The following is a 22,634-nucleotide window of genomic DNA, read 5'->3' as shown; positions in this document are numbered from 1 at the left end:
AGGAAAAGTACGGCTTGAAGGTTCTGCAAGATCAATGTGCAGCATGCAATATATTGCACCGCACTGACGGCGAACTGTCAAGCCACTTCAGAGGTGTGCATCACAGCCCCTGGACCTGATCCGCTTGAGAGCTCAGGGAATGGTGATGTCAGGCCACGCTGACGCTGTTGCCTACGTACCTACCCCTGGCTCACCCAGCGCAAGGAGATTCCCGGCGTCGTACTTCACTACCAAGCACGACGCCGGGAACCCCGACTTACGCTGGGACCGGCACCGTGCACGCATTCTCCTGCGAGATCCGGCGCAACAAGGCACAGAGGAGCAGGCCAAGAGAGAGCAGAGCCAGGACCGGCTGGAGGGGTTCAAAGAACGTTATAGCCCCAGAAGAGCCCAGAGCCAGCAGCACCAGCTTGTTGCACACAGGGCAGCCCACGGCGAAGAACGTCAGCAACGATGCGAAGACGCCGGACTTATTGGTGGCGCCCGTACGGGGTATGGGGGAGGCAACATAGGTGGCCACCAGCAGCCCTGTCAGTAGAGAGCTGATGCCCAGGGCCGTGTAAGACCACCAGGTTGGCGGGATCTCGCGGCTAAAGAAGGTATTGGGGATCAACACCGTGGGGATGGCAACAAGAACGTAAACCAGCGCCGCCACTGCCGCCCCGGTGAGCCAGCGCCGCAGCGGCCACGTGCGCAGGTTCCCCGCAACGGTGATCATCATGGGCGCTCCTGTGCCGGAGCCGGGCTCGCGGCACTTTCCGCCCGCCGAGACCGCCACCAATAGAGTCCGCCTGCGAGCAACAAGAGTACTAATGCCGCCCCTGCAAACCACATATTGGAGATACCCGCGGCAAAGCTCACCACCGCGGACTCAGCCTCGAACTGGGCGTCAATGGTCAGCACACCACCTAGTGAGGAGGTGCCCTGCGTAGCCAGAAGCAGCACACCGATTCCTATTGACAACAGGCCCGAGATTGCCATCCAGATGGAGTTTTCCCACGGGCCAATCCTGAAGCGGCGCGGTTTCAGCCAGCCCCGTGTGCCGAGCCCCAGGCGCGTCCACAGCAGTGACAGTAGCAGCAGCGGCAAGGCCATGCCGAGGGCAAAAATTGCCAGCATAATCCCGCCATAGAGCGGATTTCCGCCCGTCGCGGCCACCGCCAGCACCGAGCCAAGGATGGGACCGGCACAGACCCCGGCCACGCCGTAGACCGAGCCCAGCACAAAAACGGATACCGCTGAGGTCCCGTCAGCACCAGCGCGCCGGCTTAGCCCGGGAAATTCCACCCCCACCAGCTGGAGGATGCCGATCATAATAACTACTCCGGCCGCAACGCTAATCAGCGCCGTCCGGTTCTGAAGAACGAGTGAACCGAGCAGTCCTGCCAATAGCCCCAGCGGGACCAGTGTTGTTAGCAAACCGGCATAAAACAGTGCTGTGCGCCCCAGCAGCTTTGTAGGGCTGGCGAAGGCGTAAGCGAAGAACGCTGGCAGGAGCATGACAGAACAAGGGCTCAGCAGGGTCAGTATCCCGCCGAGAAACGCTCCCGTATAGCCAATATCCACGGCTACTTGGCCTTGGCTAGGGCGGCGTCAATCACTTCGGAGAAGACCTCCATGGGTTGGGCGCCGGGGATCGCCTCATTATTGATGACAAAGGTAGGGGTGCTGTTCAGGCCCAGCGCCGTTCCTTCGGATAGATCGGCCTTGACCAGGGCCAACAACTCGGGGCTTTTGCTATCCGCGGAGAACTTTGCCAGATCAGGCACCCCTGCCTTCTGCGCGAACTTCAGTAGCTCTGCTTCGCTGAGTTCGGCCTTGCCTTTTTCCGGGGCGCCGGCGTAAACGGTCTGGTTGAACTCCCAGAACAAGCCCTGCTCACCTGCGGCGCGGGCAGCAACGGCCGCATTCACCGACGCCTCACCCAGCACCGGCAAATCACGCCATTCAATACGCAATTGCCCCGAATCAACATACTTCTGGATGATTTCCGGCTGGGTCTTGCGTGCGTAGACACCACAGAACGGGCAGCGGTAATCCGAATATTCGATCATGACTACCGGGGCATCCACGGCGCCCAGCGCCATCGGATCGCCGGAAATGCGCCGCTCAAGCTTGACGTCAGGGGCCTGCTCGGCGGCTGGCAGGTTTGATTCGCCAAGCGCGTTGGAGCCAGTACCTGCCGGTTTTAGGCGGTTCTCATTGGCCGCGGCGCCGGCAAAAACTATTGCCAAGATAACAACGGCGCCCAACACCAGCGCTAAAACAACATTCCGGGTCTTTTTGGTGCTCGTCTTTTGGGTATTCATCTAAAAAACTTTCAGGATCGTATCAGCAGCGCACATTCGCAGGCACTGGAAAGTGTGCCCGGTGGCAGTGCGCCACGGGAAAATATTAGGACAGGCTCAACGCCGTACACCCGCCGCTGGCATTAATGCTGGCGTAGGAGTTGGCGCACCTTTGTCTACGTTCTTACGATCCCGAGATCCAGATGGCTCAAAGCCGCCGGTATCCGTCCGAGGAACTGCTGGGCAGCACCGTCCACGAGGAGGCGGTGGGGTAGAGGGGAGCCAAAAGATCCGCGAGGTGATTGCAACTGAACCAGGTTGGGGGAGACCGCATGGCTTTCCAGGCGAACCTTCTTGTGCCTGGGTTTACATTCTGGGGAGAGCTGATTAACCGCATGGAGCACATCTCTGGTGCGCGAGGAATGGGTATTAAGGGCAGCAGTGGTGGCTGCTGTGATCTGTTGCTCTGCTGCGGGGGTCACTGCAATTGTTTGCATGCCAGGCGATGCTTGGGCACCGGTGCAGCCTATGACCACCAGTGTCATGGTGCCCAGTGCCAGGAGGAGAGCAATCAAGAGTGCCGGGAATGTTCCGGGGACTCGCGAGCTGAAACTGCGCATCTGATCCCCCTCACTGTTCTCAACATCAGCCAAGTGATGGCTTCACTATCCTCGGGCCCACTATACGGGTGCCGGCACTAGTAGCCGGGTGCCGGCGCAGTGTGTGGCCAAGGTGCTCTGTTTGGCCACAAAGATTGGCAGCCAGATCAATATTTCACGAACATGACAAGTGAAGACGAAGTGAACAATGAGTGCCGCGTCACGGAAGAAGGCCTATTTCTTCCCGGAAAATCAACGATTTGCGAATATTTGCGGCCCGCCCCAAGGCGCTAAGTGACACACCTCTCAGCTCTTAGTGGCTTTTGGGTAATAGGTATGTATACTTGGACGTAGTTGTAGTGTTGCGTTTTTTGTAGTTGAAGCGACGCCATCCTTTCGGGGAAGACGTCGCTTTTCTGGAGAAGCGGACTTACACCGTACACGGAGGCCCGAAGGTCGGGCGGAATCTCCAACTTCAGAAGGAAATAGAAATAATGGCAACAGGTACCGTCAAGTGGTTCAACGCTGAAAAAGGCTTCGGCTTCATCTCTCCCGATGACCAGTCCCAGGACGTTTTCGCGCACTACTCCGCGATCAACTCCTCAGGCTACCGCTCCCTCGAAGAGAACCAGAAGGTTTCCTTCGATGTTGAGCAGGGTCCCAAGGGTCCTCAGGCAGTCAACATCCAGGCTATCTAATTCTAAAGAACATTTGCGGGTAACCGCATTTTTCTTTAGCCTTTAGGGCTTGAACAAATAAGGTCCGGTTTATCCCGGGCCTTATTTGTGTTTAAGGAGCGGAACGTGAACCGGCCCCCAGCTGGTGGGTCCTAGGGCGTAGGGTCCCAGGGTGTAGGGTCCCAGGGTGTAGGGCCGGGTTCCCCAGACAAAGTGAGGATGCACTGAACACTTTTTGCCAGCCAACCCAGTGCCGCTAACTAGGTATCCGCCCGCCATGTGGCACCATTGAAGACGATGAACAGCAAAGCGGACAAGCGAAAACGCCACGGAATACCCATGCCGCTCTGGCTGCAGGGGGCCTTTGAAGCTGCACAAATGTTCGTCATCTCCGCGCTGATCGTGGCCGTTCCGGTGGCAGCCACCTGGTTGGCGGGCGGCTTTGCGCAACGGGACGCCTCAGCGGTAGCCCAGTTTGCAGGCCAGATCTGGTTACTGGGCCACGGTGTGCCCTTGCACCTGACCATGACCAATGGCCCCAGCTCGGCCTCAGTAGAGACTGGGACCTTTACTCTGCTGCCACTCGGTTTGGCCCTGATTCCTTTCCTGCTTTCCTGGCGGGCAGGCGGGCGTTTGGCTCGCGCCTCCTACACCGACCAACTCTGGCAGCCGGTATTCAGTGCCCTCGCTGTCTACGCTGCAGCTGGACTGGCCACCGGATTTGTTTGCAGCTCACCGGAAATCAGCGTAAGCCTCATTCCCAGCATGTTGGTGCCACTCATTCCTGCAGGAGCCGGGCTCATCATCGGATCCAGGCTAGAGGCCGGATCATGGGGCAGGCTCATTGGTGTCAATGCTGCACACTGGATTTCCAAGACGAGCCAAGATCAGCGCTGGGCAGGATCGTATGTGGCCTCGGTGATCAGAGCCGGTTTTGTGGCGTCCATGGCCGCCCTCTCACTCTCAGCCTTATTACTGACCATCAACCTCTTGGCGAGGTGGAGTGACATTGTTGCCGTCTATCAGGCGTTACGGCCCGGTGCTGTGGGAGGCGCTGCCTTGACGCTGGCCCAATTAGGATTCATGCCCAACCTGGCGATCTGGACGTTGGCATGGGCCGGGGGCGACGGATTCTCCTTGGGTGTTGGTTCCACAGTTTCACCCCTGGGCACCAGCGTGGCCCCGGTGCCGCCCATTCCCTTGCTGGCGGCCTTGCCTACCGGTGAGCTGGGATGGGGCTTTGCCGCCCTCATCATCCCCGTCCTGGCCGGCCTCTTGGGTGGTTGGTGGTTTGTCCGGGCCGGTGAAAACCATTTTGATGAGTGGCTCTCCTTGAAGGTACGCCAGCGCTGGCTCTCACTGCCCGCCTCCACCATCTTTCTCGGTGCAGTGATAGGTACCGTTTCCGCGATTGTTTGCGGCATCCTTTTCTGGATCTCACAAGGCTCCGCCGGGATCGGGCGGTTCTCCCAGCTGGGTCCGGATCCGCTGACTGCCGCCCTGTGGGTAGGGGCTGAAATAGCAGCTGGTGTCATCATCGGTTCCCTGGCAGGACCCTGGCTGGAAGGGGACCACCCGTCCATGGGTCTGCCCCAGCGCCGCCACGCTGGCACCGAATAGGGCTAGCCCGCGCCGTGCCCCTAAAATTGAGGGCATGCGCATAGTTGTCTTAGTATCCGGAACCGGTTCAAATCTGCAATCTGTCATTGACGCAGTCGCCAATGGCAGCCTGCCCCTAGAGATTGCGGCAGTGGGCGCGGACAGGCCCGGCACCCTCGGCGTGGAACGTTCCGCTTCCGCCGGACTGGAAACTTTTGTGGTCAACTTCAAGGACTACTCTGCCCGCACCGAATGGGACGCCGCGCTTTTGGAGAAGGTGGCTTCTTATACGCCCGATTACGTGATTTCCAGCGGCTTCATGCGCATTGTGGCACCCGGGTTCATCAACGCTTTTGAGGGCCGCTACGTCAACACCCACCCTGCCCTACTGCCGTCATTCCCAGGTGCCCACGGGGTCCGCGATGCCATGGCCTACGGCGTTAAAGTGACGGGCTGTACCGTGCACTTCGCGGACGCGGGTGTGGATACCGGCCCCATCATTGCCCAAACCCCCGTGGCAATCCTGCCGGAAGACACCGAAGATTCACTGCACGAGCGCATCAAAGTGGCCGAGCGCGAGCTGCTCATACAGGTGCTCGCAGACCTGGCCCGCGCCTAGATCTGCGTCCGCGCAAGCTGGCCCCCAAGCTGGCCCGCGCCTCCGGCCCGGGTTGATGAAGTAGCCATTGCCTGTAAGAGGTTCTTAGGGAGCCAAGCTGGGAGCATCCTTGGCGTTCTTACGGTCCAGTAACCAGCTGGAGACTTTGCCAATCAACCAGCCAAGGATCAAGGAAAAGACGATCGCCAAGACCACGGCAAGTTGGGTTGAGATCTCGGGCCACTGCTGGGTGAGCATGCCGATCCCCACCGAGTACAGTGACCAGATGATGCCAGAGACCGCCGAAAAAGCCGTGAAAGAACGCAACGGGTACTTGGCCGCTATCGCGGCAATATTGGAGGAGAGCCTGCCCAGTGGAATGAAGCGTGAGGTCAGCATGAACATGTACGGGCGGCTCCGGAGCCTGCGCGTAGCTGCCTCCACGGCCCGGTCACGCCGCGGCCCGCTAGCGCTACCCCACCGTGTGGCGCCCATCAATTTGGTGAGCCAATAGGTCAGCAAGTCTCCGGCAACTGCCCCGGTCAGCATGGCCAGCACCAGCGGAAGTGCTCGGGGTCCGCCGTCGAGCTCCGCCACGGCGCCCAAGGCAACGAACACAGTGGTACTGGGGACCGGCGGGATGAGGGCTGAGACCATGACGAATCCGCCGCCCAGCAGGTAGACCCAGATGCTCGAGAGGAAGCCGGTGGTATCGGCTGCGAGATCCATAGGATCCTTTTCGTTTGAAGATCACCGCTTAGAGGCGGTTGTACCTAAAAAGTGTACGGCCTTTGTGGAATCTAAGGTTTATTGCTCGCGGCTGCTATGCCCTGGACAGGGGGCGTTATTTCTTGCTGCGGCCAAAGACCAGGGAGGCAACAGCCGTTGCAGCTGTAACCGTGTACACGGCAGGCCAGGAACCCATCTTCTTGGCCAGAGGGTGGGAGGCGCCAAAAGCCAGCACGTAAGTGGCGGTCAAGGCCGTGGCGGTTCCCGTCCCACCGTTTTTCTTCCAGCCCAGGAAAGCCGCGGCACCTGCCACCGCCAGAACGGCGCCGCCCAGCTGCCGGTTCTTCGTGGCCCTAGCTATCTGGTAACCGCCAAGCAGTCCGGCAGTGGAGAAAACAGTGGGAAGCAACGCGCTCATGGTGATCCTTACTCAGTGGGAATGCACGGTTGCCACTAGAATACCGGGTCAAAGTGAGGGAATGCTGAAGATCCCTGAACCTAGGGAGGGAATGAACTCAGGGAGGGGAATTCGCCGCAGGGGAGGCTTTCGCCGCTGCGCGGCTTAGTCCAGTGCTGCGCCCCTGGTCTCCGGAGCTGAGAAGGCCATCCAGATCACTGCCAGCAGCACCAGCCCACCGGTCAGGGCGAACGTCAGAGGTAGGCCCAGCACCGGCCACAGAATAGACCCGAAGATCAACGGCACCAGCCCGGCGCCCACTCGTGAAATGGTGGAGGCCCAGCCAAATCCGGTGGCGCGAAGATGGGTTGGGTACAGTTCCGAAACGTAGGTGTAAAGAACGGGTATGGCCACCTGGATGACAAAACCAAACACCAACAGCCAGATCGCAGAGGCCACGGGCGCATCCAGTACCAGCGCAAAAATTACCAGCGAGAGTGCGGCCAGCGGTCCCGTAATGGCAAGGATCCACTTGCGCCCCAGCCGCTCCACGAGCAGGGCGGCCGCCACCACACCGAGCAGGCCAATGCCCGTCATGGAAGCGGTGGCCATGAACGCCTTGTTTTCCGCGTATCCTGTGGACACCAAAATTGAGGGCATCCATGTCAGCGCGCCGTAGTACACCAGCAAAATTGTCAGGAATAGTGACCACGCAACGCCGGTGATGCGCCAGTTGAAGCGCCACAGCCCGGCCAGCTGATCCGTGACCTTGCCCAAGGAAAGCTTTGGAGCAGCGGCCGGGTCAGGCAAAACCCACGGGCCCACTGTGGCCCCGGTCCGCTTGATCAAGGAATCAATGACGGCCTTCGCCTCCGCCGGACGTCCGGCGCGCACCAGAAACAGCGGTGATTCCGGGATGCCCGTACGTACCCAGAACACCAGTAGTGCCGGCAACACCATGATCAGCATCAGGAAGCGCCAGTCGCCAAACCATGCCATCAACAGAGCAGAAACCACGCCGCACAGGGAAGCGCCGATGGGCCACCAGGCGTCCATGGCCGTCAGTACCCGGCCCCGGTGCTTGCGCGGGGTGAACTCGCCTACCAGTGCATAGTCCACGGGGATGCAGCCGCCCAATCCAAATCCGGCCATGAAACGGAACACGCAAAACAGCACAATCTCATTCGAGAAAGCGCCCAGTACCGTGAACACCGAGAAAATCAGCAGAGTTAGGGTGAACGCCTTCTTGCGCCCAATGATGTCCGCGATGGATCCCCAGGCGAAGGCACCCACGGCCATGCCGATCAGGTTGGCTGTGCCAATCCACGCCGCTTGCCCGGTGCTGAGTCCCCATTCCTTGGACAATAGCGGAATCAAGAAGCCATTGAGGGTGACATCCCAGGCATCGAACATGAAGCCGAGCCCGCCGATAAGGAAAATACTGCCCTGCACGCGCCACTTCCATGGCAGCTCCTGCACTACACGGTCGCCGGTTAAGAGCTCGGTGGTGGAATTCATGGTGCCTTTCGAATCACTGGGCAAAAGAGTAGACGAGCTCGGACACAGCCTGGCGCAGCACCGTTGCATCTGAGCCGTCCCGGCTGGGGTTGACCCGGTTGCTGAGCAGGGAGATCAGCAACCCCGCCTCCTGATCCACCAGGAGGGAGGTGCCGGTGAATCCAGTATGCCCGCGAGCCTGCGTACCCGCAGCCCCCATCCACGGCTGCTCGTTGATGCGCAGGCCCAGACCCTGGCCGAAACCGGGACCGGCTACCTTGAAGTGCTCTGCGAGTATTCCGGGCAGCTGATCCCGCCACATTTCGGCGGCCAATCCGGGGGAGAGGATGCCGGGCAGGCCGTTCAGCAAGGCGGAGCCGAACACGCGCAGCCCGTCTGCTGTGGCAAACATGCCCGCGTTGCCGCTGAGCCCGGCCAAAGACCACGCCGCCTCGTCATGCACAATCCCGCGCACCAGCCCGCGTCCCAGCTCCGGTTGATACTCGGTGGGGGCGCATTGCTCAATGCGCGGACTTCCGGTGATGCCGTGGGTGGGCAGCTGGTACAGGACCCGCTCTTTCACCAACTGTGCCCACGGGGTTTTTGTCACCCGCTCGGCCAGTACCATGATCGTGTTGAATCCGGCGCAGGAATACTCGTACCGGGTCCCCGGCGGGGCGGTGAGCGGCGTGGTCAGCAGATCCGCAATGAGTTCCTTGCGCTGAAATCCGTTCCCGTCTGATATCGCTGTGTGCCAGCCCCGCCACTGCGCCGGCAGGCCCGAGGTGTGGGTGAGCAGATGCCGCAGCGTCACCGTGGACTTTTCCCCGGCCGCATAAGCGCGAAGATGCCGGCCAATGGGCGCATCCAGAGCCAGCCGCCCATCATTGACAAGGGCTAGCACCGTGGCCGTGGTGAACAGTTTCGTGACCGAGGCCAGATCAAAGAAGGTGCCGCGGGTGGCTTGGCCCGCTGTCAGGACGGGCAGTTCAATCCCGCCCGCTCCGCCGCTGTCATTTCCGCTGCCTTGATGGAGTACGACGGCGCAGGCCACTGCGGGTGCCACCCCGTCCCTGACGCTTGCCTCGAGCAGGCGTTGGAGCCGGCTGCGCAGCTCCGTTGCGAAGTGGGGGTGAGAGGGGCTCATGGTGGGTGCCTCCAATCGGACTCGGGTGGTGAAAGGGATGCTGAGAGAAGAAGTGCTTACTGGTTGCCGGCCTCGATGGCGGCTGGTAAGAAACCGGCATTCTTTGCCAGCAGGGAGAGGGCCTGATCTGCGGGCAGGCCCGTCATGATCGAGAGGATCGCAGCCTTCACATGACCATGGGCCGCGGTGAGGGCAGCTGAGGCTGTGGCAGCATCGGCGCCGGTGACGTGCATCAGGGTCCGCTCGCTGCGTGCATGGAGCTTGGCATTGGTGGCGCGCAAGTCCACCATGACGTTTTTATAGGTCTTGCCGAGACGGACCATGGTGATGGTGCTGATCATGTTCAACACCAGCTTTTGGCAGGTTCCGGACTTCAGCCGGGTGGAACCAGCCAAGAATTCCGGACCCACCTCGATCTCCAAGGCGGTGTGGGCCGCGGCACCGAGGGGGGAGCCATTGTTGCAGGCGAATCCCACGGTGTATGCGCCCTCTGCGCGTGCGGCTCGGATGGCGGCGATGACGTAGGGGGTGCGGCCGGAGGCGGCCATACCCACAACGGAATCGTTGGCGGTCAGTTTCAGGGCTGCCATGTCCGCGGCTCCGCCCTCTTCGCTGTCCTCGGCATTTTCAACGGCCTGGTTTACGGCTGCACTACCGCCAGCAATGACACCTACCACCAGGGAGGGGTCGGTGCCGAAGGTGGGCGGACATTCGCTGGCATCCAGAATACCCATGCGTCCGGGCGTGCCAGCACCAACGTAGATCAGACGCCCGCCGCGGGCCATGCGCGCAGCAACCTCATCAATGATGGAGGAGATGACGTGGTGGGCCTTTTCTATCGCGGCCGGAACCATCGCGTCTTCACTATTCATGGCCGCTACAAGCTCCTGGGTGGAGAGAGCGGCCAGATCCGGGTACTTCGGGTTGCTGGCTTCGGTGACGAGCTGGCCAATCTCAGCGCGGACGGCGTCGAAGGTGTTCTCAGGGGTGCTCACGGTGTTCTTCCTTGCGGGAGGGCGGTTAGTGCAGAGGGCCTAGGGCAGCCGCGGGGTTAAACGGTTTCCAGAACGCGGACCACGGCTTCGGCAGTGACGCGGCTAAAACCGTGGGCATGGAGGGCGGGGAACAGGGTGGGCTCAGCCGGTGCCAACCCGGCGTTGACGCACACCGCCTGCGGAGCCGTGGCGAAGACCAGTTCCAGAGTTTGTGCCTGCTCCGCAGATTCAAGTGAATCAACAAGAACCAGCACAGCTCCCCGGGCCTGCATCAGCGCCACTTCCAGTTCAGCGCTGGAGAGCTCGGTGGCGTTCACTGCGGTCACGGCGTAGTGGTGCAGCGCCGTGGCCAGGAAGTTCTCGGTGGGACCGGCCGCCATGTTGTGACCCGTGCGCGCATCCACCAAGGTGAGCACACCGGAGCCGGCGAGCACCGGTGTCTTGCCCAGCGAGCCGGAGCCTAGCGAGTCCGTGCGGGTGGCGCGGGCAGCGACGGAAACCCAGTCAACGGCGTCGTGCTTGTCCGCGGCAACCTCCCCGGCAGACCACTGCGCCAGGGCCTGAACGCGTCCGGCCGCACGGCGCAGGATGTCCACAGGCAGCCGTCCTGAGACCGCTGCGGCGTGCAGGGCGTCAAAGACCTCGGTATAGCAGGACTCATCATCGCGTCCCGTGGTGTAGGCGTTGAGCGGGTTGCCCACGCAGAGCAGATCGTTGCCGGCCAGGAGCGCCAGCACGCCGCCCTCGCCCGGGCCCACCGTTACACGCACGGCAGCCATGTCCAGCGCGTCGGTGATCAACACGCCGTCGAACCCCATCCCACGCAGCAGAGCGCTCGCCGCCGGAGTCAGAGTTGCCGGGGCCTCGCCCAACTCAGGGATGATGATGTGTGCGCTCATCATGGACGCCACACCGGCCTCCACGGCGGCACGGAATGGCGGCAGGTGGAACTGGGCCATTTCCGCCATGGTCAAATCCACACGGGCGGCGTCCATGTGGGAATCTGCAACAGTGTCCCCGTGACCGGGGAAGTGCTTGGCGCAGGCAGCCACACGCAGTTCCTGGATACCGCGGACGGCAGCGGCAGTATGCGCGCTGACCAAGGCGGTATCGGCGCCAAACGCGCGCACGCCGATGACAGGGTTGAGCGGGTTAGTGTTCACATCAGCCACCGGTGCAATGGTCAAGTTGATGCCTGCGTCGCGGCAGAGCTGGCCAATGGCGCGGCCCGCCGCCTCCGTTGTACTGAGTTCGTTGAGTGCTCCCAACGCCGCCGCCCCGGGGATGGTGGAGCCGTCACGGGACTGCAGGCGGGTGACATTGCCGCCTTCTTCATCCACACCGATCACAGCGTTCGGGTTGGCTGCGCGGATGGCGGCAGAGAGCGCAGAGACCTGCTTCGGGGAGTCCGGATCAATGTTGTGGCCAAAATAGACCACGCCGGCCAAACCGTTCTCGAGCGCCCGTTCCAGCCACTGTGGCACGGTTGTGCCAACAAAACCGGGGAGGATAACCGAGTTGATCAGGCGGTTAAGGTCCTCGGGCAACTGCCCTTCTACAGCAGGGGTGAGTCCTGCGGGGGAGGTTTGAGCGGGGGCCGGTGCGGTGAGCAGATCACTGGAAGTCATGATTGAGATCCTACCGGCGCTTACGTGGCCTAAACTTTATGTGTCGCCATCATCGAGCCACCTACGGAGATTTCAACGTGACCAGCGTTCCCCTTAACCGTGTTCCCATCCGCCGGGCATTGATCTCGGTCTACGACAAGACCGGTCTGGAGGAGTTGGCCCAGGGCCTGCACGCCGCCGGTGTAGCCATTGTTTCCACCGGGTCTACTGCCTCAAGAATCGCCGCAGCCGGTGTGCCCGTGACTGAAGTTTCAGAGGTGACAGGCTTCCAAGAATGCTTGGACGGCCGTGTGAAGACCCTGCACCCGCTGATCCACGCAGGCATCCTGGCTGACCGCCGCTTGCCGGACCACGTGCACCAGCTCGAAGAGATGAACATTGAGCCCTTCGATCTGGTGGTAGTGAACCTGTACCCGTTCGTGGACACCGTCAATTCTGGTGCCGGACAGGACGCCGTTGTTGAGCAGATTGATATTGGCGGGCCCTCCATGGTCCGCGCCGCCGCGAAGAACCACCCGTCTGTTGCTGTTGTGGTTGACCCCGCCCGCTACGGCGCCGTCATTGCCGCAGCGCAGGAAGGTGGCTTCACGCTCGCCGCACGCCAGCGCCTGGCCGCCGCAGCCTTTTCCCACACCGCCGCTTATGACAACGCTGTTGCTGCCTGGACCTCGGCCCAGTTCCTGGATGCGGACGGGGACGGCGTCATCGATTGGCCCGCCTACGCCGGCTACTCCCTGGAGCGTTCAGAGGTGCTGCGCTACGGTGAAAACCCGCACCAGCAGGCCGCGCTGTATGTGGACAAGGCTGCACCTGCCGGCATTGCCCAGGCGGACCAGCTGCACGGCAAGGCCATGAGCTACAACAACTTTGTTGACGCTGACGCCGCCCTGCGTGCCGCGTTTGATTTTGACGTACCGGCTGTGGCCGTTATCAAGCACGCCAACCCGTGCGGTGTGGCCGTTGCCTCCCCGGACGCCGTGGATCCCATTGCCGATGCCCACGCCAAGGCTCACGCCTGCGATCCGCTCTCAGCATTCGGTGGTGTGATTGCGGCCAACCGCACCGTCACCGCGGCCATGGCCCGCACCGTGGCCGGTATTTTCACCGAGGTTGTTATTGCCCCGGACTTCGAGCCCGAAGCAGTGGAGATCCTTTCGGCCAAGAAGAACATCCGCCTGCTGGCCCTGCCCGAAGGGTACGGCCGCTACCCGGCAGAGGTTCGCCAGGTTTCCGGCGGCATGCTGGTGCAGATGAGCGACAGGGTTGACGCCGAGGGCGATGACACCGCCAACTGGACACTCGCCGCAGGCGCCCCGGCCGATGCCGGGACCCTGGCTGATTTGAAGTTCGCCTGGACCGCAGTGCGTGCAGCCAAGTCCAACGCCATTCTGCTCGCCAACAACGGAGCCGCAGTGGGCATTGGCATGGGCCAGGTCAACCGCGTGGACTCCTGCAAACTGGCCGTTGAGCGTGCCAACACACTGGGCGTAACGGTGGAATCCGATGTTGACGGCGCCGGCGGTGCCTCAGGTGGCGAGGGTGCTTCGGCCCAGCGCTCCATCGGCGCGGTAGCCTCCTCCGACGCGTTCTTCCCGTTCGCCGACGGTTTGCAAATCCTGCTCGACGCCGGTGTCCGCGCCGTAGTCCAGCCCGGCGGGTCAGTGCGCGACGGAGAAGTGATTGAAGCGGCTAACGCTGCCGGGATCACCATGTACTTCACCGGTGCCCGGCACTTCTTCCACTAACCCATGGGCCTTGCATGGCTGTGGGAGCCGGGCGTTTTAGCCACGCTGATCATTGGCGCTGGCTCGCTGGTGTTCCTGGCCTTGCTGGTGGGAATTGTGATTAAGATGTGGCAGCGCTAGAACCTTAAAACGCTGCTATTTGATCCGTGCGTAATTCGATCCGTGAGCTTTGGCTGCTTTGAGCTGCTTTGAGTACTTCTAAGCCGCCAAAGCTCACGGCTGGTTCAGGGGGAGGGCTATTCGCTGGCCTCTTTGCGAGAGCCCAGCTCTGCATCTAGCCGCAGCAGACCGTTGCCATCTGTGCCGATCAACTTGACGCGGCCAATGATCTCACCGACGCTGGCTTCCTCTTCCAACTGCTCCTCAACGAACCAGTTCAGCAGCGGGATTGAATCAATATCACCTTCAGCCATGGCCAGGCGGTAAAGGTTGCGGATGGATTCGGAGACCTTCTGCTCGTGCGCCAGGGACGCTTCGAAAGCCTCCAGTACCGTGGTGGTGGTGACGTTGGGGGCCGTAATATCACCAATCTTGGGGGAGGCGTTACGGTCTGTCATATGGTTGGTGAACTTTTGTGCATGCACTAATTCCTCGGCTGACTGAGCCAAGAACCAGCCGGAGATGCCGGGCAAATCAAGCACATCCATTTCAATGGCGAGTTGGCGGTAAACCACCGAGGCCTGGATTTCCAGCGTAATTTGAGCGTTGATGGCGGTTGCGAGTTTCCCTATAAGTTCCATGTTCCCAAAGTAGCCTCAAGTGAGCCGCTGCGCACAGTAGATGAGCCTCACCTCACGCGGTGACTACGGTCTTTAGGGGCGGGGTGAATTATCCGTGTGCAGTCACCAAAAGGCGCCGATAGCGGGCAAACGCACTGTCTCGGGTAAGTTAGATACGGAAAGAAATCACACTAGATTCTTAAGTAATCCACTGAATTTTCGTAGGAGAGCGCTCACCCATGGCCAAAATCATCTACACCCTGACAGACGAAGCGCCCATGTTGGCCACGTACTCACTCCTGCCGATCGTTGAGGCGTTCGCCTCCACGGCAGGTGTTGATGTGGAGACTCGCGACATCTCCTTGTCCGGTCGCATCATCTCTGTCTTCGGCGACTACCTCGCCGAAGACCAGCGCATCGAAGACGCTCTAGCAGAACTGGGCGCATTGGCTAAGAGCCCGGACGCCAACATTATCAAGCTGCCCAACATCAGCGCCTCCATCCCGCAGCTAAAAGCCGCCATTGCCGAGCTGCAGGGCCAGGGCTTCGCCCTCCCCAGCTACCCGGATGACCCCTCCACGGATGAAGAAAAAGACATTCGCGCCCGTTACGACAAGATCAAGGGCAGCGCCGTTAACCCGGTGTTGCGCGAAGGTAACTCCGACCGCCGTGCGCCCCTCTCGGTCAAGAACTACGCCAAGGCCAACCCGCACAGCATGGGTGCCTGGAGCGCAGACTCCAAGACCAACGTTGCCACCATGGATGCGGGCGATTTCCGCCACAACGAGAAGTCCGTTGTGATCGAAGCTGATGACTCGATCAAGATTCAGTTCGTGGCAGCCGACGGCACTACCACCGTGCTGAAGAACTCCTTCCCGGTCCTCGCCAACGAAATTGTTGACGGTACTCTCATGAGCGCCGCAGCACTGGATGAGTTCTTGGCAGCACAGGTAGCGCGCGCCAAGGAAGAGGGCATCCTGCTCTCGGCTCACCTCAAGGCCACCATGATGAAGGTCTCCGACCCGATCATCTTCGGTCATGTTGTGAAGGCTTACTTCCCGGAACTGTTCGCCAACTACGGTGCAGCGCTTGCTGCTGCCGGCCTGAGCCCGAACAACGGCTTGGCATCCATCCTGAACGGCCTAGCTGATCTGCCGCAGGACGTTCGCGCCGGTGTTGAGGCTGCCATCAAGAGCGGCTACGAGAACGGCCCGGCCCTGGCCATGGTCGATTCCGACAAGGGCATCACTAACCTGCACGTGCCCTCGGACGTGATTGTTGACGCCTCCATGCCCGCCATGATCCGTACCTCCGGCCACATGTGGGGTGCCGACGGCGCCGAGCATGACACCTTGGCTGTTCTGCCTGACAGCAGCTACGCCGGGGTATACCAGGCCACGATCGAGGATTGCCGCGCACACGGCGCCTTCGATCCCACCACCATGGGCACGGTTCCCAACGTGGGCCTCATGGCTCAGGCGGCCGAGGAATACGGCAGCCATGACAAGACCTTTGAGCTCAGCGAAGCCGGCACCGTGCAGATCGTCAACGCAGCCGGCGACGTGCTGATCGCGCACAACGTTGACGCCGGTGATATTTGGCGTGCCTGCCAGGTCAAGGACATCCCTGTCCGCGACTGGGTCAAGCTGGCCGTCACCCGCGCCCGAGCCTCCGCAACTCCCGCCGTGTTCTGGCTGGATGAGACCCGCGCGCATGATTCCAACCTGATCGTGAAGGTCAACGAGTACTTGAAGGACCACGACACCGATGGCCTGGACATCCAGATCATGTCACCCGAGAAGGCAACCACCTTCACCCTGGAGCGCATCCGACGCGGCGAAGACACCATCTCCGTCACCGGTAACGTACTCCGCGATTACCTGACAGACCTGTTCCCGATCCTGGAATTGGGCACCAGCGCCAAGATGCTCTCCGTTGTTCCGCTGATCGCTGGCGGTGGCCTGTTCGAGACCGGTGCCGGTGGCTCTGCTCCCAAGCACGTCTCGCAGCTCGTAAAGGAAAACCACCTGCGCTGGGATTCACTCGGAGAATTCTTGGCTCTGGCCGTCAGCTTCGAGCACCTCGCGGTGACCGAAGGCAACGCCCGCGCACAGATCCTGGCCGACACCCTGGACCGCGCCACCGGCACGTTCCTGCTTCAGGACAAGTCCCCAAAGCGCAAGGTTGGCCAACTCGACAACCGTGGCAGCCACTTCTACCTGGCCAAGTTCTGGGCGCAGGAACTGGCGAGCCAGAGCGTGGACGCCGAGCTGGCTGCAGCTTTCGCCGCAGTGGCAACTGAGCTAAGCGCCAACGAGGACGCCATCATCGCCGAACTCGCCGCCGTGCAGGGAACCGCCGTTGATCTGGGTGGCTACTACCGCCCCGATTCAGCCAAGGTTGCCGCTATCATGCGCCCCTCGGCCCTTCTGAATGCCGCCATCTCAACACTGGCTGGCTAAACCACTGGCTGGCTAGGCCACCGTGGTTCGATTGGCTCGAGAACCGCTGTCACAGCAATCAACCCGCTTCTTTTGGAGGCGGGTTTTTTGTTTTTGGGCAGTGTGAGATTCTTGCCGGGGACGCGCCGTCGTGCCTTTATGGCGCAATAAAAGATCCGTTATCAGATCTTTACGCAGTAATGTGTCGTAGATCACGTACTGCGGAGTAGGGTCGAGTCACTGAGCCATTGGCTACGTGTAACGACGGCGTTGCACGGCTGATGATGCGCACCCGGAAGGCGAATACATGAATCGCAAGAAAGTTATGACAACGTTGGCGACGGTGGCCACCATGGGGCTGCTGCTTAGCGGCTGCGCCAATCAGGCTGCACCGGAGGGCGGAAGTTCCTCGGCTGCAGGCAGTAGCTCGGCCGTTGATATTCCCGCGCTGACCTCCATTGAAACACCCAAGAATGCCGTTCTGCCGGCAGGGGATGGCAAGGCCAAATGCCCAGCCACCACCACCTTGGCCTATATTGGCGCACAGACGGGCGCCAACGCACAACTTGGCATCAACATTTTCCAAGGTATTCAGCTCGCCATCAATGAGCACAATGCGGCCAACCCGGACTGCCAGGTAGCGTTCAAGAAGTTTGATACTGAAGGGGACCCGAATAAGGCCACCGGCCCCGTCACGCAGGCCACCAAGGAAGAGAGCATTATTGGTGTTGTTGGGTTGCCGTTCTCCGGTGAGTCCAAAGCAACAGGTAATATCTTCGAACAAGTCAAGATGGTCCACATCACCCCGGCAGCTACCAACCCTGGTCTGACCGAGAACGGCTGGACAACGTTCTTCCGCGGCCTAGGCAATGACGCAGTCCAGGGACCGGCAGCAGCGAAGTTCATGACGGGCAAGCTTGGAGCTAAAAAGGTTTATCTGGTCCAAGATGACTCCGAATACGGAATTGGTTTGGGCAAGACCACCTCGGATGCTTTGGGGGATGCCCTGATTGGCACCGACAAGGTCACCCAGGGTCAGAAAGACTTCTCGGCCACGATCTCCAAGATCATGAACTCCAACGCAGACGCAGTCTTCTATTCCGGTTACTACGCTGAGGGTGCGCCATTTGATCAGCAGTTGGTGGCCAAGGGCTACACGGGGACATTTGTTGGTCCGGACGGTTTGAAGGATGACCAGTTCATCAAGCAGGCAGGTGATGCTTCGAAGAACGCCTTCTTCACCTGCCCTTGCATTCCGGGTGAGTTGATCCCTTCGTTCGCCAAGGCGTACAAGTCATTGACAAACATGGATCCGGGCACGTATTCCATTGAGGGCTACGACGCCACCACAGTTCTGTTAGCTGGCATTGATGCAGGCAACCAAGACCGGGCAAGTCTGCTGGACTGGGTGAAGAACTACGATGCTGATGGTTTGAGCAAGCACTACAAGTGGAATGACAAGGGCGAGCTGCAGGCTCCGACTGTTTACGGTTACAAGGTGGAGAACGGCAAGATCGTTCCCATTGGTCCCATCGGGGAGTAATTCTGCAAAGTGAGGATGCTGTGGGTTGGGTAAAACCGGCCCACAGCATTGTTCATGCAATTTTCTCATCAGCCCACCTCCGCGGTTTCCAGGGACCGTGGAGGCAACCGATCACGGCACCCCGCAAGAAACGGACAATCCTATGATTCCAACTATCCTCATGGCCGCGCCTGTGTCCAACGACTGGATTACTCTTGATTTTGTTTCGCTGGGGCAGAACTTCTGGTCAGCCACCTTTGATGGGCTGACATTCGGCTCCATTTACGCCCTCGTGGCCCTCGGCTACACCTTGGTTTACGGTGTTCTGAACCTCATTAACTTCGCCCACTCCGAAGTATTCATCATGGGTTGCTACGCGGTTTTCTTCACCCTGAGTTTCCTGGGTTTTGGCCCCTCTGCCCCCAATTTGGGCGTTGGAGCCATCATCTTGAATCTACTCTTGGCGCTGATAGCGGCCATTGTGGCCTCCGCCCTGACAGCATTTCTCTTGGAGCGGCTGGCCTATAGACCGCTGCGCAAACGCAACGCGCCCCGCTTGGTCTTCCTGATCACAGCCATTGGTGCTTCCTTCACCATCCAGTACTTGATTTTCCTGTGGCGTGGTCCCGTTCCAGAGCAGGCACTGACCATGTTCCAAACAAAACCAGTTTTTCAGGTCTTCGGCACCATCATCTACTCGGACCAGATCTTGATCGTCACAGCAGCCGTGATCATGATGGTTGTGACAGAGCGTTTCATCAGTAAATCCAGAACCGGCCGCGGTATCCGTGCGGTGGCACAGGATCCTGACACGGCTACGCTGATGGGCGTCAACAAGGAAAAGATCATTATCACCACCTTTGTTATTGGCGGGATTCTAGCTGGTGCCGCTGCACTGTTCTATGTCATGAAAATTCCCTCCGGCGTAGTTTACAACGGTGGGTTCATTCTCGGCATCAAAGCCTTCGCGGCTGCTGTTCTGGGCGGCATTGGCAACGTCCGTGGTGCACTGCTTGGTGGTCTGCTGCTGGGCTTGATTGGTAACTACGGGCAAATCCTGTTGGGTAACTCGCAATGGACTGACGTGGTGGCATTCATGGTGCTCGTCCTGGTGCTGTTGTTCCGACCCGAAGGAATTCTGGGCACCTCATTGGGAAGGAGCAAGGCATGAGCATGGTTGACGGACCCAAGCCGTTCTCAACAGCCAAATCCGAGCAAAAAACTGCCAACATGGAATCTGCGGGGGTTCCCCCGGGTTCCAGCGGTGCCGTTCCCCGGCCCAACCGCAAGTTTGGTAGCTGGAGTGACCGTTGGCGTGAAATGCCCCGACAAAAGCAGTGGCTGATCCTGATCCCGGTGGTGATTCTGGCATTCCTGCTCCCCGTGATCAACCCGCCACTGATCACCACCGAGCCCGGCAACGACTGGCCCTTGGCCTGCCAGGCCATGGCCATCTTCGCCCTCGTGGCAGTGGGTCTGAACATTGTGATCGGCTACGCCGGTTTGCTGGATCTGGGCTACATTGCCTTCTTCGCCGTGGGCTCCTACACGGCGGCCATGCTGACCAGCCCGGATTCGGCGTTCATCAAGATCCCGTACCTCTGGACCATCCCGGTGGCTATTGCCGTCTCCATGTTTGTGGGCGTGCTGCTGGGTCTACCCACGCTGCGCCTGCGAGGGGACTACCTGGCCATTGTGACCCTAGGTTTTGGTGAGATTGTCCGCATCCTGGCCACTCTCATTCCGGCCATGAAGGGTCAGCCAGGTTTCCAGAATGTGGGCCATCCCCCGGGCATTGGCGCTGATGGCATCCCCATCTTTGCAAACTCCAATGGCACCCCGTGGTACTGGCTCACACTTGTCATCTTGATCATCGTGTTGTTCTTGGTGGGCAACCTTGAACGCAGCCGTGTGGGCCGTGCTTGGATTGCCATCCGCGAAGATGAGGACGCAGCAGAAACCATGGGCGTTCCCACCTTCAAGTACAAGGTGTGGGCGTTTGCGCTCGGTGCCGGTGTGGGTGGTTTGGCCGGTTCGCTCATGGGTGGCCAGGTGGGCTTCGTGAACAACCAAAAGTTCGACGTCGTCACCTCCATCCTGTTCGTTGCCGCTGTGGTTTTGGGCGGCTCGGGCAACAAGGTTGGCGCAATCCTGGGTGGCGCGCTGGTGGCTTACATTCCTTTGAGGTTCACTGCTATCGCTGAGTACAAGTTCCTGATCTTTGGCCTGGCTCTGGTGGTCATCATGATTTACCGCTCCCAAGGCTTGCTGCCAGCCAGGCAGCGGCTGCTGGCTTACGGGACCGCGGCCTATGCTGCTGTGCGCCGCCGAGGGTCCGCTAATCCCAGCGCCGCCGGAGGTTCCGGTACAGGGGGAGGGGCGCATACGTCGTCGTCCACGCCAGCACACAGAGCAGAAGGGGAGCAAGCATGAGTGCAACACCAGAGCCCACAGGCTCCGTTGACGCGGCTGCGCTGGCGGCAGGTGGGGTAGTTCTTGAAACTGCCGAGATGGTGGCGCCGGAAAGGGACTTCGCCGTTGGGATCGGCGAGGATCTGGTGGAGGTCAAAAACCTGACCATGAAATTCGGTGGCCTTGTGGCCATGGATGATGTCAGCTTCACCATCAAACGTGGCGAAATTCTGGGGCTGATTGGGCCCAACGGTGCCGGGAAAACTACCTGTTTCAACGCTATGACGGGTGTTTACAAGCCCACCAGTGGGGAGGTCCTTCTGGAAGGACGCCTGCTCAATGGGATGAAACAGCACAAGATCACCCGTGCAGGGCTGGCCCGAACGTTCCAGAACATCCGCCTCTTTGGTGAGATGACGGCTCTGGAAAATGTGGTGGTGGGCTTGGATGCCCGGCACAAGACCAGTGTGGTGGGTGCCTTGCTGCGCCTGCCGCGGCACGTCCGTGAGGAGCACAACGCCATTGAACGGGGAATGGCACTGCTTGACTTTGTGGGCATTGGCCATCAGGCAGCCACGTTGTCGCGGCATTTGCCCTACGGCAGCCAGCGGCGCCTCGAAATTGCCCGGGCGCTGGCCACGGATCCCAAAGTGCTGTGCCTGGATGAGCCAGCCGCAGGATTTAACCCTGCAGAAAAAGAAGAACTCATGGCGCTGATCCGTACCATCCGCGACGATGGCTATACGGTGTTGCTGATTGAGCATGATATGAAATTGGTCATGGGGGTCACGGACAGGATTGTGGTGCTGGAGTTCGGGAAGAAGATCGCCGATGGCAAACCGCATGACATCCGTGAAGACCCACGCGTTATTTCCGCCTATCTAGGGGAGCCCGAAGATGACTTTGCTTGAGCTCGAGAACGTCTCCGTCCATTACGGGCGCATTCAGGCCATCCATGACATGTCCTTCACCGTGGATGAGGGGGAGATTGTTTCCCTGATTGGTGCCAACGGTGCGGGCAAGACCACCACCATGAAGACCATTTCCGGATTGTTGAACCCCACGCACGGAACCATTAAGTTCATGGGTGAGGACATCACCAAAATGAAAGCCCATATCAGGGTTGTCCAGGGTATCTCCCAGGCTCCGGAAGGGCGGGGCATCTTCCCTGCCATGACTGTCCTGGAGAACTTGGATATGGGAACCTTTGGCCGGAAGGATCGAAGCAAGGTCGGGGAGGATCTGGAACGGGTTTTCACCTTGTTTCCCCGGTTGAAGGAGCGTGAAAAGCAGTTTGGCGGCACCATGAGTGGTGGCGAGCAGCAGATGCTTGCCATTGGCCGGGCCTTGATGTCCCACCCCAAATTGCTGCTCCTTGACGAGCCGTCCATGGGGTTGGCACCGCAGTTCATCCGGCAGATCTTCAAGATCATCACGGAGATTAACTCCCAGGGGACCACAGTGCTACTGGTGGAGCAGAACGCCAATCAGGCGCTTGCGCGCGCCCACCGAGGCTTTGTCCTGGAGACAGGGGAGATCACGCACAGTGGCACCGGAAAGGAACTGCTGGCCAACCCGGCGATCAAGGAAGCCTACCTAGGAGTAGGCTGACCAACTTCCAGCCCCACTTCCACCCCCACT

At 60.3% G+C, this 22,634-nt stretch carries 21 protein-coding genes; 10 read left to right on the top strand and 11 right to left on the bottom strand.

All coding sequences use genetic code 11. The features are described 5' to 3' along the window. Positions 1-256: 256 nt before the first annotated feature. The 4 genes from RY113_RS08665 to RY113_RS08650 all read right to left on the bottom strand — a co-directional run bounded on the left by RY113_RS08665 (position 257) and on the right by RY113_RS08650 (position 2,908). Positions 257-721, bottom strand: coding sequence for a hypothetical protein (locus RY113_RS08665; RefSeq protein ID WP_315914240.1), 465 nt, complete (start codon positions 719-721; stop codon positions 257-259). Continuing rightward, complete coding sequence (locus tag RY113_RS08660; RefSeq protein ID WP_315914239.1) at positions 718-1,566, bottom strand: cytochrome c biogenesis CcdA family protein; 849 nt, start codon at positions 1,564-1,566, stop codon at positions 718-720. The genes RY113_RS08665 and RY113_RS08660 overlap by 4 nt, the downstream gene beginning before the upstream one ends. A 2-nt stretch (positions 1,567-1,568) precedes the next feature. Continuing rightward, positions 1,569-2,309, bottom strand: coding sequence for a DsbA family protein (locus RY113_RS08655; RefSeq protein WP_315914238.1), 741 nt, complete (start codon positions 2,307-2,309; stop codon positions 1,569-1,571). 155 nt (positions 2,310-2,464) lie between these two features. After that, positions 2,465-2,908 (bottom strand): hypothetical protein, encoded by a 444-nt coding sequence (locus tag RY113_RS08650; protein WP_315914237.1) that lies wholly within the window; start codon positions 2,906-2,908, stop codon positions 2,465-2,467. Positions 2,909-3,381: 473 nt separating this feature from the next. On the opposite strand from RY113_RS08650, the gene RY113_RS08645 reads away from it, so the two are divergent. The 3 genes from RY113_RS08645 (at position 3,382) to purN (ending at position 5,782) form a co-directional block, all read left to right on the top strand. Next, on the top strand, positions 3,382-3,585 hold the full coding sequence (locus tag RY113_RS08645) for a cold-shock protein (RefSeq protein WP_038467205.1): 204 nt from the start codon (positions 3,382-3,384) through the stop codon (positions 3,583-3,585). Positions 3,586-3,861: 276 nt separating this feature from the next. After that, a complete protein-coding gene (locus RY113_RS08640) occupies positions 3,862-5,184 on the top strand; it encodes a DUF6350 family protein (RefSeq protein ID WP_315914236.1) in 1,323 nt (440 codons plus the stop codon). 34 nt (positions 5,185-5,218) lie between these two features. Further along, positions 5,219-5,782 carry a phosphoribosylglycinamide formyltransferase gene (purN, locus tag RY113_RS08635; RefSeq protein ID WP_315914235.1) on the top strand — a complete coding sequence of 188 codons (564 nt, stop codon included), beginning with the start codon at positions 5,219-5,221 and terminating at the stop codon, positions 5,780-5,782. An 84-nt stretch (positions 5,783-5,866) separates the two neighbouring features. On the opposite strand, the gene RY113_RS08630 is transcribed toward purN, so the two are convergent. The 6 genes from RY113_RS08630 to RY113_RS08605 all read right to left on the bottom strand — a co-directional run bounded on the left by RY113_RS08630 (position 5,867) and on the right by RY113_RS08605 (position 12,154). Next, positions 5,867-6,490, bottom strand: coding sequence for a DedA family protein (locus RY113_RS08630; RefSeq protein ID WP_110104722.1), 624 nt, complete (start codon positions 6,488-6,490; stop codon positions 5,867-5,869). Positions 6,491-6,605: 115 nt separating this feature from the next. After that, complete coding sequence (locus RY113_RS08625; RefSeq protein WP_315914234.1) at positions 6,606-6,908, bottom strand: hypothetical protein; 303 nt, start codon at positions 6,906-6,908, stop codon at positions 6,606-6,608. 144 nt (positions 6,909-7,052) lie between these two features. Then, positions 7,053-8,405: an MFS transporter gene (locus tag RY113_RS08620; protein WP_315914233.1), complete on the bottom strand. Its 1,353-nt coding sequence runs from the start codon at positions 8,403-8,405 to the stop codon at positions 7,053-7,055. Between the two features lie 13 nt (positions 8,406-8,418). Then, complete coding sequence (locus tag RY113_RS08615; RefSeq protein ID WP_315914232.1) at positions 8,419-9,531, bottom strand: serine hydrolase domain-containing protein; 1,113 nt, start codon at positions 9,529-9,531, stop codon at positions 8,419-8,421. A gap of 56 nt (positions 9,532-9,587) precedes the next feature. Next, positions 9,588-10,526: an N-acetylmuramic acid 6-phosphate etherase gene (gene murQ / locus RY113_RS08610; protein ID WP_110104718.1), complete on the bottom strand. Its 939-nt coding sequence runs from the start codon at positions 10,524-10,526 to the stop codon at positions 9,588-9,590. Between the two features lie 56 nt (positions 10,527-10,582). Next, positions 10,583-12,154, bottom strand: a complete 1,572-nt coding sequence (locus RY113_RS08605) for a glycoside hydrolase family 3 N-terminal domain-containing protein (RefSeq protein ID WP_315914231.1) — start codon at positions 12,152-12,154, stop codon at positions 10,583-10,585. A gap of 77 nt (positions 12,155-12,231) precedes the next feature. Between RY113_RS08605 and purH the strand changes: the two genes are divergently transcribed. Further along, positions 12,232-13,899 carry a bifunctional phosphoribosylaminoimidazolecarboxamide formyltransferase/IMP cyclohydrolase gene (gene purH / locus RY113_RS08600; protein ID WP_179442365.1) on the top strand — a complete coding sequence of 556 codons (1,668 nt, stop codon included), beginning with the start codon at positions 12,232-12,234 and terminating at the stop codon, positions 13,897-13,899. A 236-nt stretch (positions 13,900-14,135) separates the two neighbouring features. Here the strand turns inward: purH and RY113_RS08595 are convergent, their stop codons facing one another. Continuing rightward, on the bottom strand, positions 14,136-14,639 hold the full coding sequence (locus RY113_RS08595; protein ID WP_110104715.1) for a ferritin: 504 nt from the start codon (positions 14,637-14,639) through the stop codon (positions 14,136-14,138). A gap of 218 nt (positions 14,640-14,857) precedes the next feature. Between RY113_RS08595 and RY113_RS08590 the strand changes: the two genes are divergently transcribed. The 6 genes from RY113_RS08590 to RY113_RS08565 all read left to right on the top strand — a co-directional run bounded on the left by RY113_RS08590 (position 14,858) and on the right by RY113_RS08565 (position 22,604). Beyond that, on the top strand, positions 14,858-17,080 hold the full coding sequence (locus RY113_RS08590; RefSeq protein ID WP_315914230.1) for an NADP-dependent isocitrate dehydrogenase: 2,223 nt from the start codon (positions 14,858-14,860) through the stop codon (positions 17,078-17,080). A 286-nt stretch (positions 17,081-17,366) separates the two neighbouring features. Beyond that, positions 17,367-18,602 (top strand): branched-chain amino acid ABC transporter substrate-binding protein, encoded by a 1,236-nt coding sequence (locus RY113_RS08585; RefSeq protein ID WP_110104713.1) that lies wholly within the window; start codon positions 17,367-17,369, stop codon positions 18,600-18,602. Positions 18,603-18,762: 160 nt separating this feature from the next. Then, positions 18,763-19,752, top strand: a complete 990-nt coding sequence (locus tag RY113_RS08580; protein ID WP_396334228.1) for a branched-chain amino acid ABC transporter permease — start codon at positions 18,763-18,765, stop codon at positions 19,750-19,752. Next, positions 19,749-21,014, top strand: a complete 1,266-nt coding sequence (locus RY113_RS08575) for a branched-chain amino acid ABC transporter permease (RefSeq protein ID WP_315914229.1) — start codon at positions 19,749-19,751, stop codon at positions 21,012-21,014. Before RY113_RS08580 ends, RY113_RS08575 begins: the two co-directional genes overlap by 4 nt. Beyond that, positions 21,011-21,904, top strand: coding sequence for an ABC transporter ATP-binding protein (locus RY113_RS08570; RefSeq protein WP_110104711.1), 894 nt, complete (start codon positions 21,011-21,013; stop codon positions 21,902-21,904). Before RY113_RS08575 ends, RY113_RS08570 begins: the two co-directional genes overlap by 4 nt. Beyond that, complete coding sequence (locus tag RY113_RS08565; protein ID WP_354212739.1) at positions 21,897-22,604, top strand: ABC transporter ATP-binding protein; 708 nt, start codon at positions 21,897-21,899, stop codon at positions 22,602-22,604. The genes RY113_RS08570 and RY113_RS08565 overlap by 8 nt, the downstream gene beginning before the upstream one ends. The last annotated feature ends 30 nt before the right edge of the window (positions 22,605-22,634 follow it).

This window comes from Arthrobacter sp. lap29 (assembly GCF_032458965.1).
GTDB classification, from domain to species: domain Bacteria; phylum Actinomycetota; class Actinomycetes; order Actinomycetales; family Micrococcaceae; genus Specibacter; species Specibacter psychrochitiniphilus.
This window is presented reverse-complemented; position numbering and strand designations above follow the sequence as displayed.

Coding starts and splice junctions, on each gene's coding strand:
- RY113_RS08665 (WP_315914240.1), bottom strand. CDS start 721: ATGATGATCACCGTTGCGGGGAACCTGCGCACGTGGCCGCTGCGGCGC.
- RY113_RS08655 (WP_315914238.1), bottom strand. CDS start 2,309: ATGAATACCCAAAAGACGAGCACCAAAAAGACCCGGAATGTTGTTTTA.
- RY113_RS08650 (WP_315914237.1), bottom strand. CDS start 2,908: ATGCGCAGTTTCAGCTCGCGAGTCCCCGGAACATTCCCGGCACTCTTG.
- RY113_RS08645 (WP_038467205.1), top strand. CDS start 3,382: ATGGCAACAGGTACCGTCAAGTGGTTCAACGCTGAAAAAGGCTTCGGC.
- RY113_RS08640 (WP_315914236.1), top strand. CDS start 3,862: ATGAACAGCAAAGCGGACAAGCGAAAACGCCACGGAATACCCATGCCG.
- purN (WP_315914235.1), top strand. CDS start 5,219: ATGCGCATAGTTGTCTTAGTATCCGGAACCGGTTCAAATCTGCAATCT.
- RY113_RS08630 (WP_110104722.1), bottom strand. CDS start 6,490: ATGGATCTCGCAGCCGATACCACCGGCTTCCTCTCGAGCATCTGGGTC.
- RY113_RS08625 (WP_315914234.1), bottom strand. CDS start 6,908: ATGAGCGCGTTGCTTCCCACTGTTTTCTCCACTGCCGGACTGCTTGGC.
- RY113_RS08620 (WP_315914233.1), bottom strand. CDS start 8,405: ATGAATTCCACCACCGAGCTCTTAACCGGCGACCGTGTAGTGCAGGAG.
- RY113_RS08615 (WP_315914232.1), bottom strand. CDS start 9,531: ATGAGCCCCTCTCACCCCCACTTCGCAACGGAGCTGCGCAGCCGGCTC.
- RY113_RS08605 (WP_315914231.1), bottom strand. CDS start 12,154: ATGACTTCCAGTGATCTGCTCACCGCACCGGCCCCCGCTCAAACCTCC.
- RY113_RS08595 (WP_110104715.1), bottom strand. CDS start 14,639: ATGGAACTTATAGGGAAACTCGCAACCGCCATCAACGCTCAAATTACG.
- RY113_RS08590 (WP_315914230.1), top strand. CDS start 14,858: ATGGCCAAAATCATCTACACCCTGACAGACGAAGCGCCCATGTTGGCC.
- RY113_RS08585 (WP_110104713.1), top strand. CDS start 17,367: ATGAATCGCAAGAAAGTTATGACAACGTTGGCGACGGTGGCCACCATG.
- RY113_RS08580 (WP_396334228.1), top strand. CDS start 18,763: ATGGCCGCGCCTGTGTCCAACGACTGGATTACTCTTGATTTTGTTTCG.
- RY113_RS08575 (WP_315914229.1), top strand. CDS start 19,749: ATGAGCATGGTTGACGGACCCAAGCCGTTCTCAACAGCCAAATCCGAG.
- RY113_RS08570 (WP_110104711.1), top strand. CDS start 21,011: ATGAGTGCAACACCAGAGCCCACAGGCTCCGTTGACGCGGCTGCGCTG.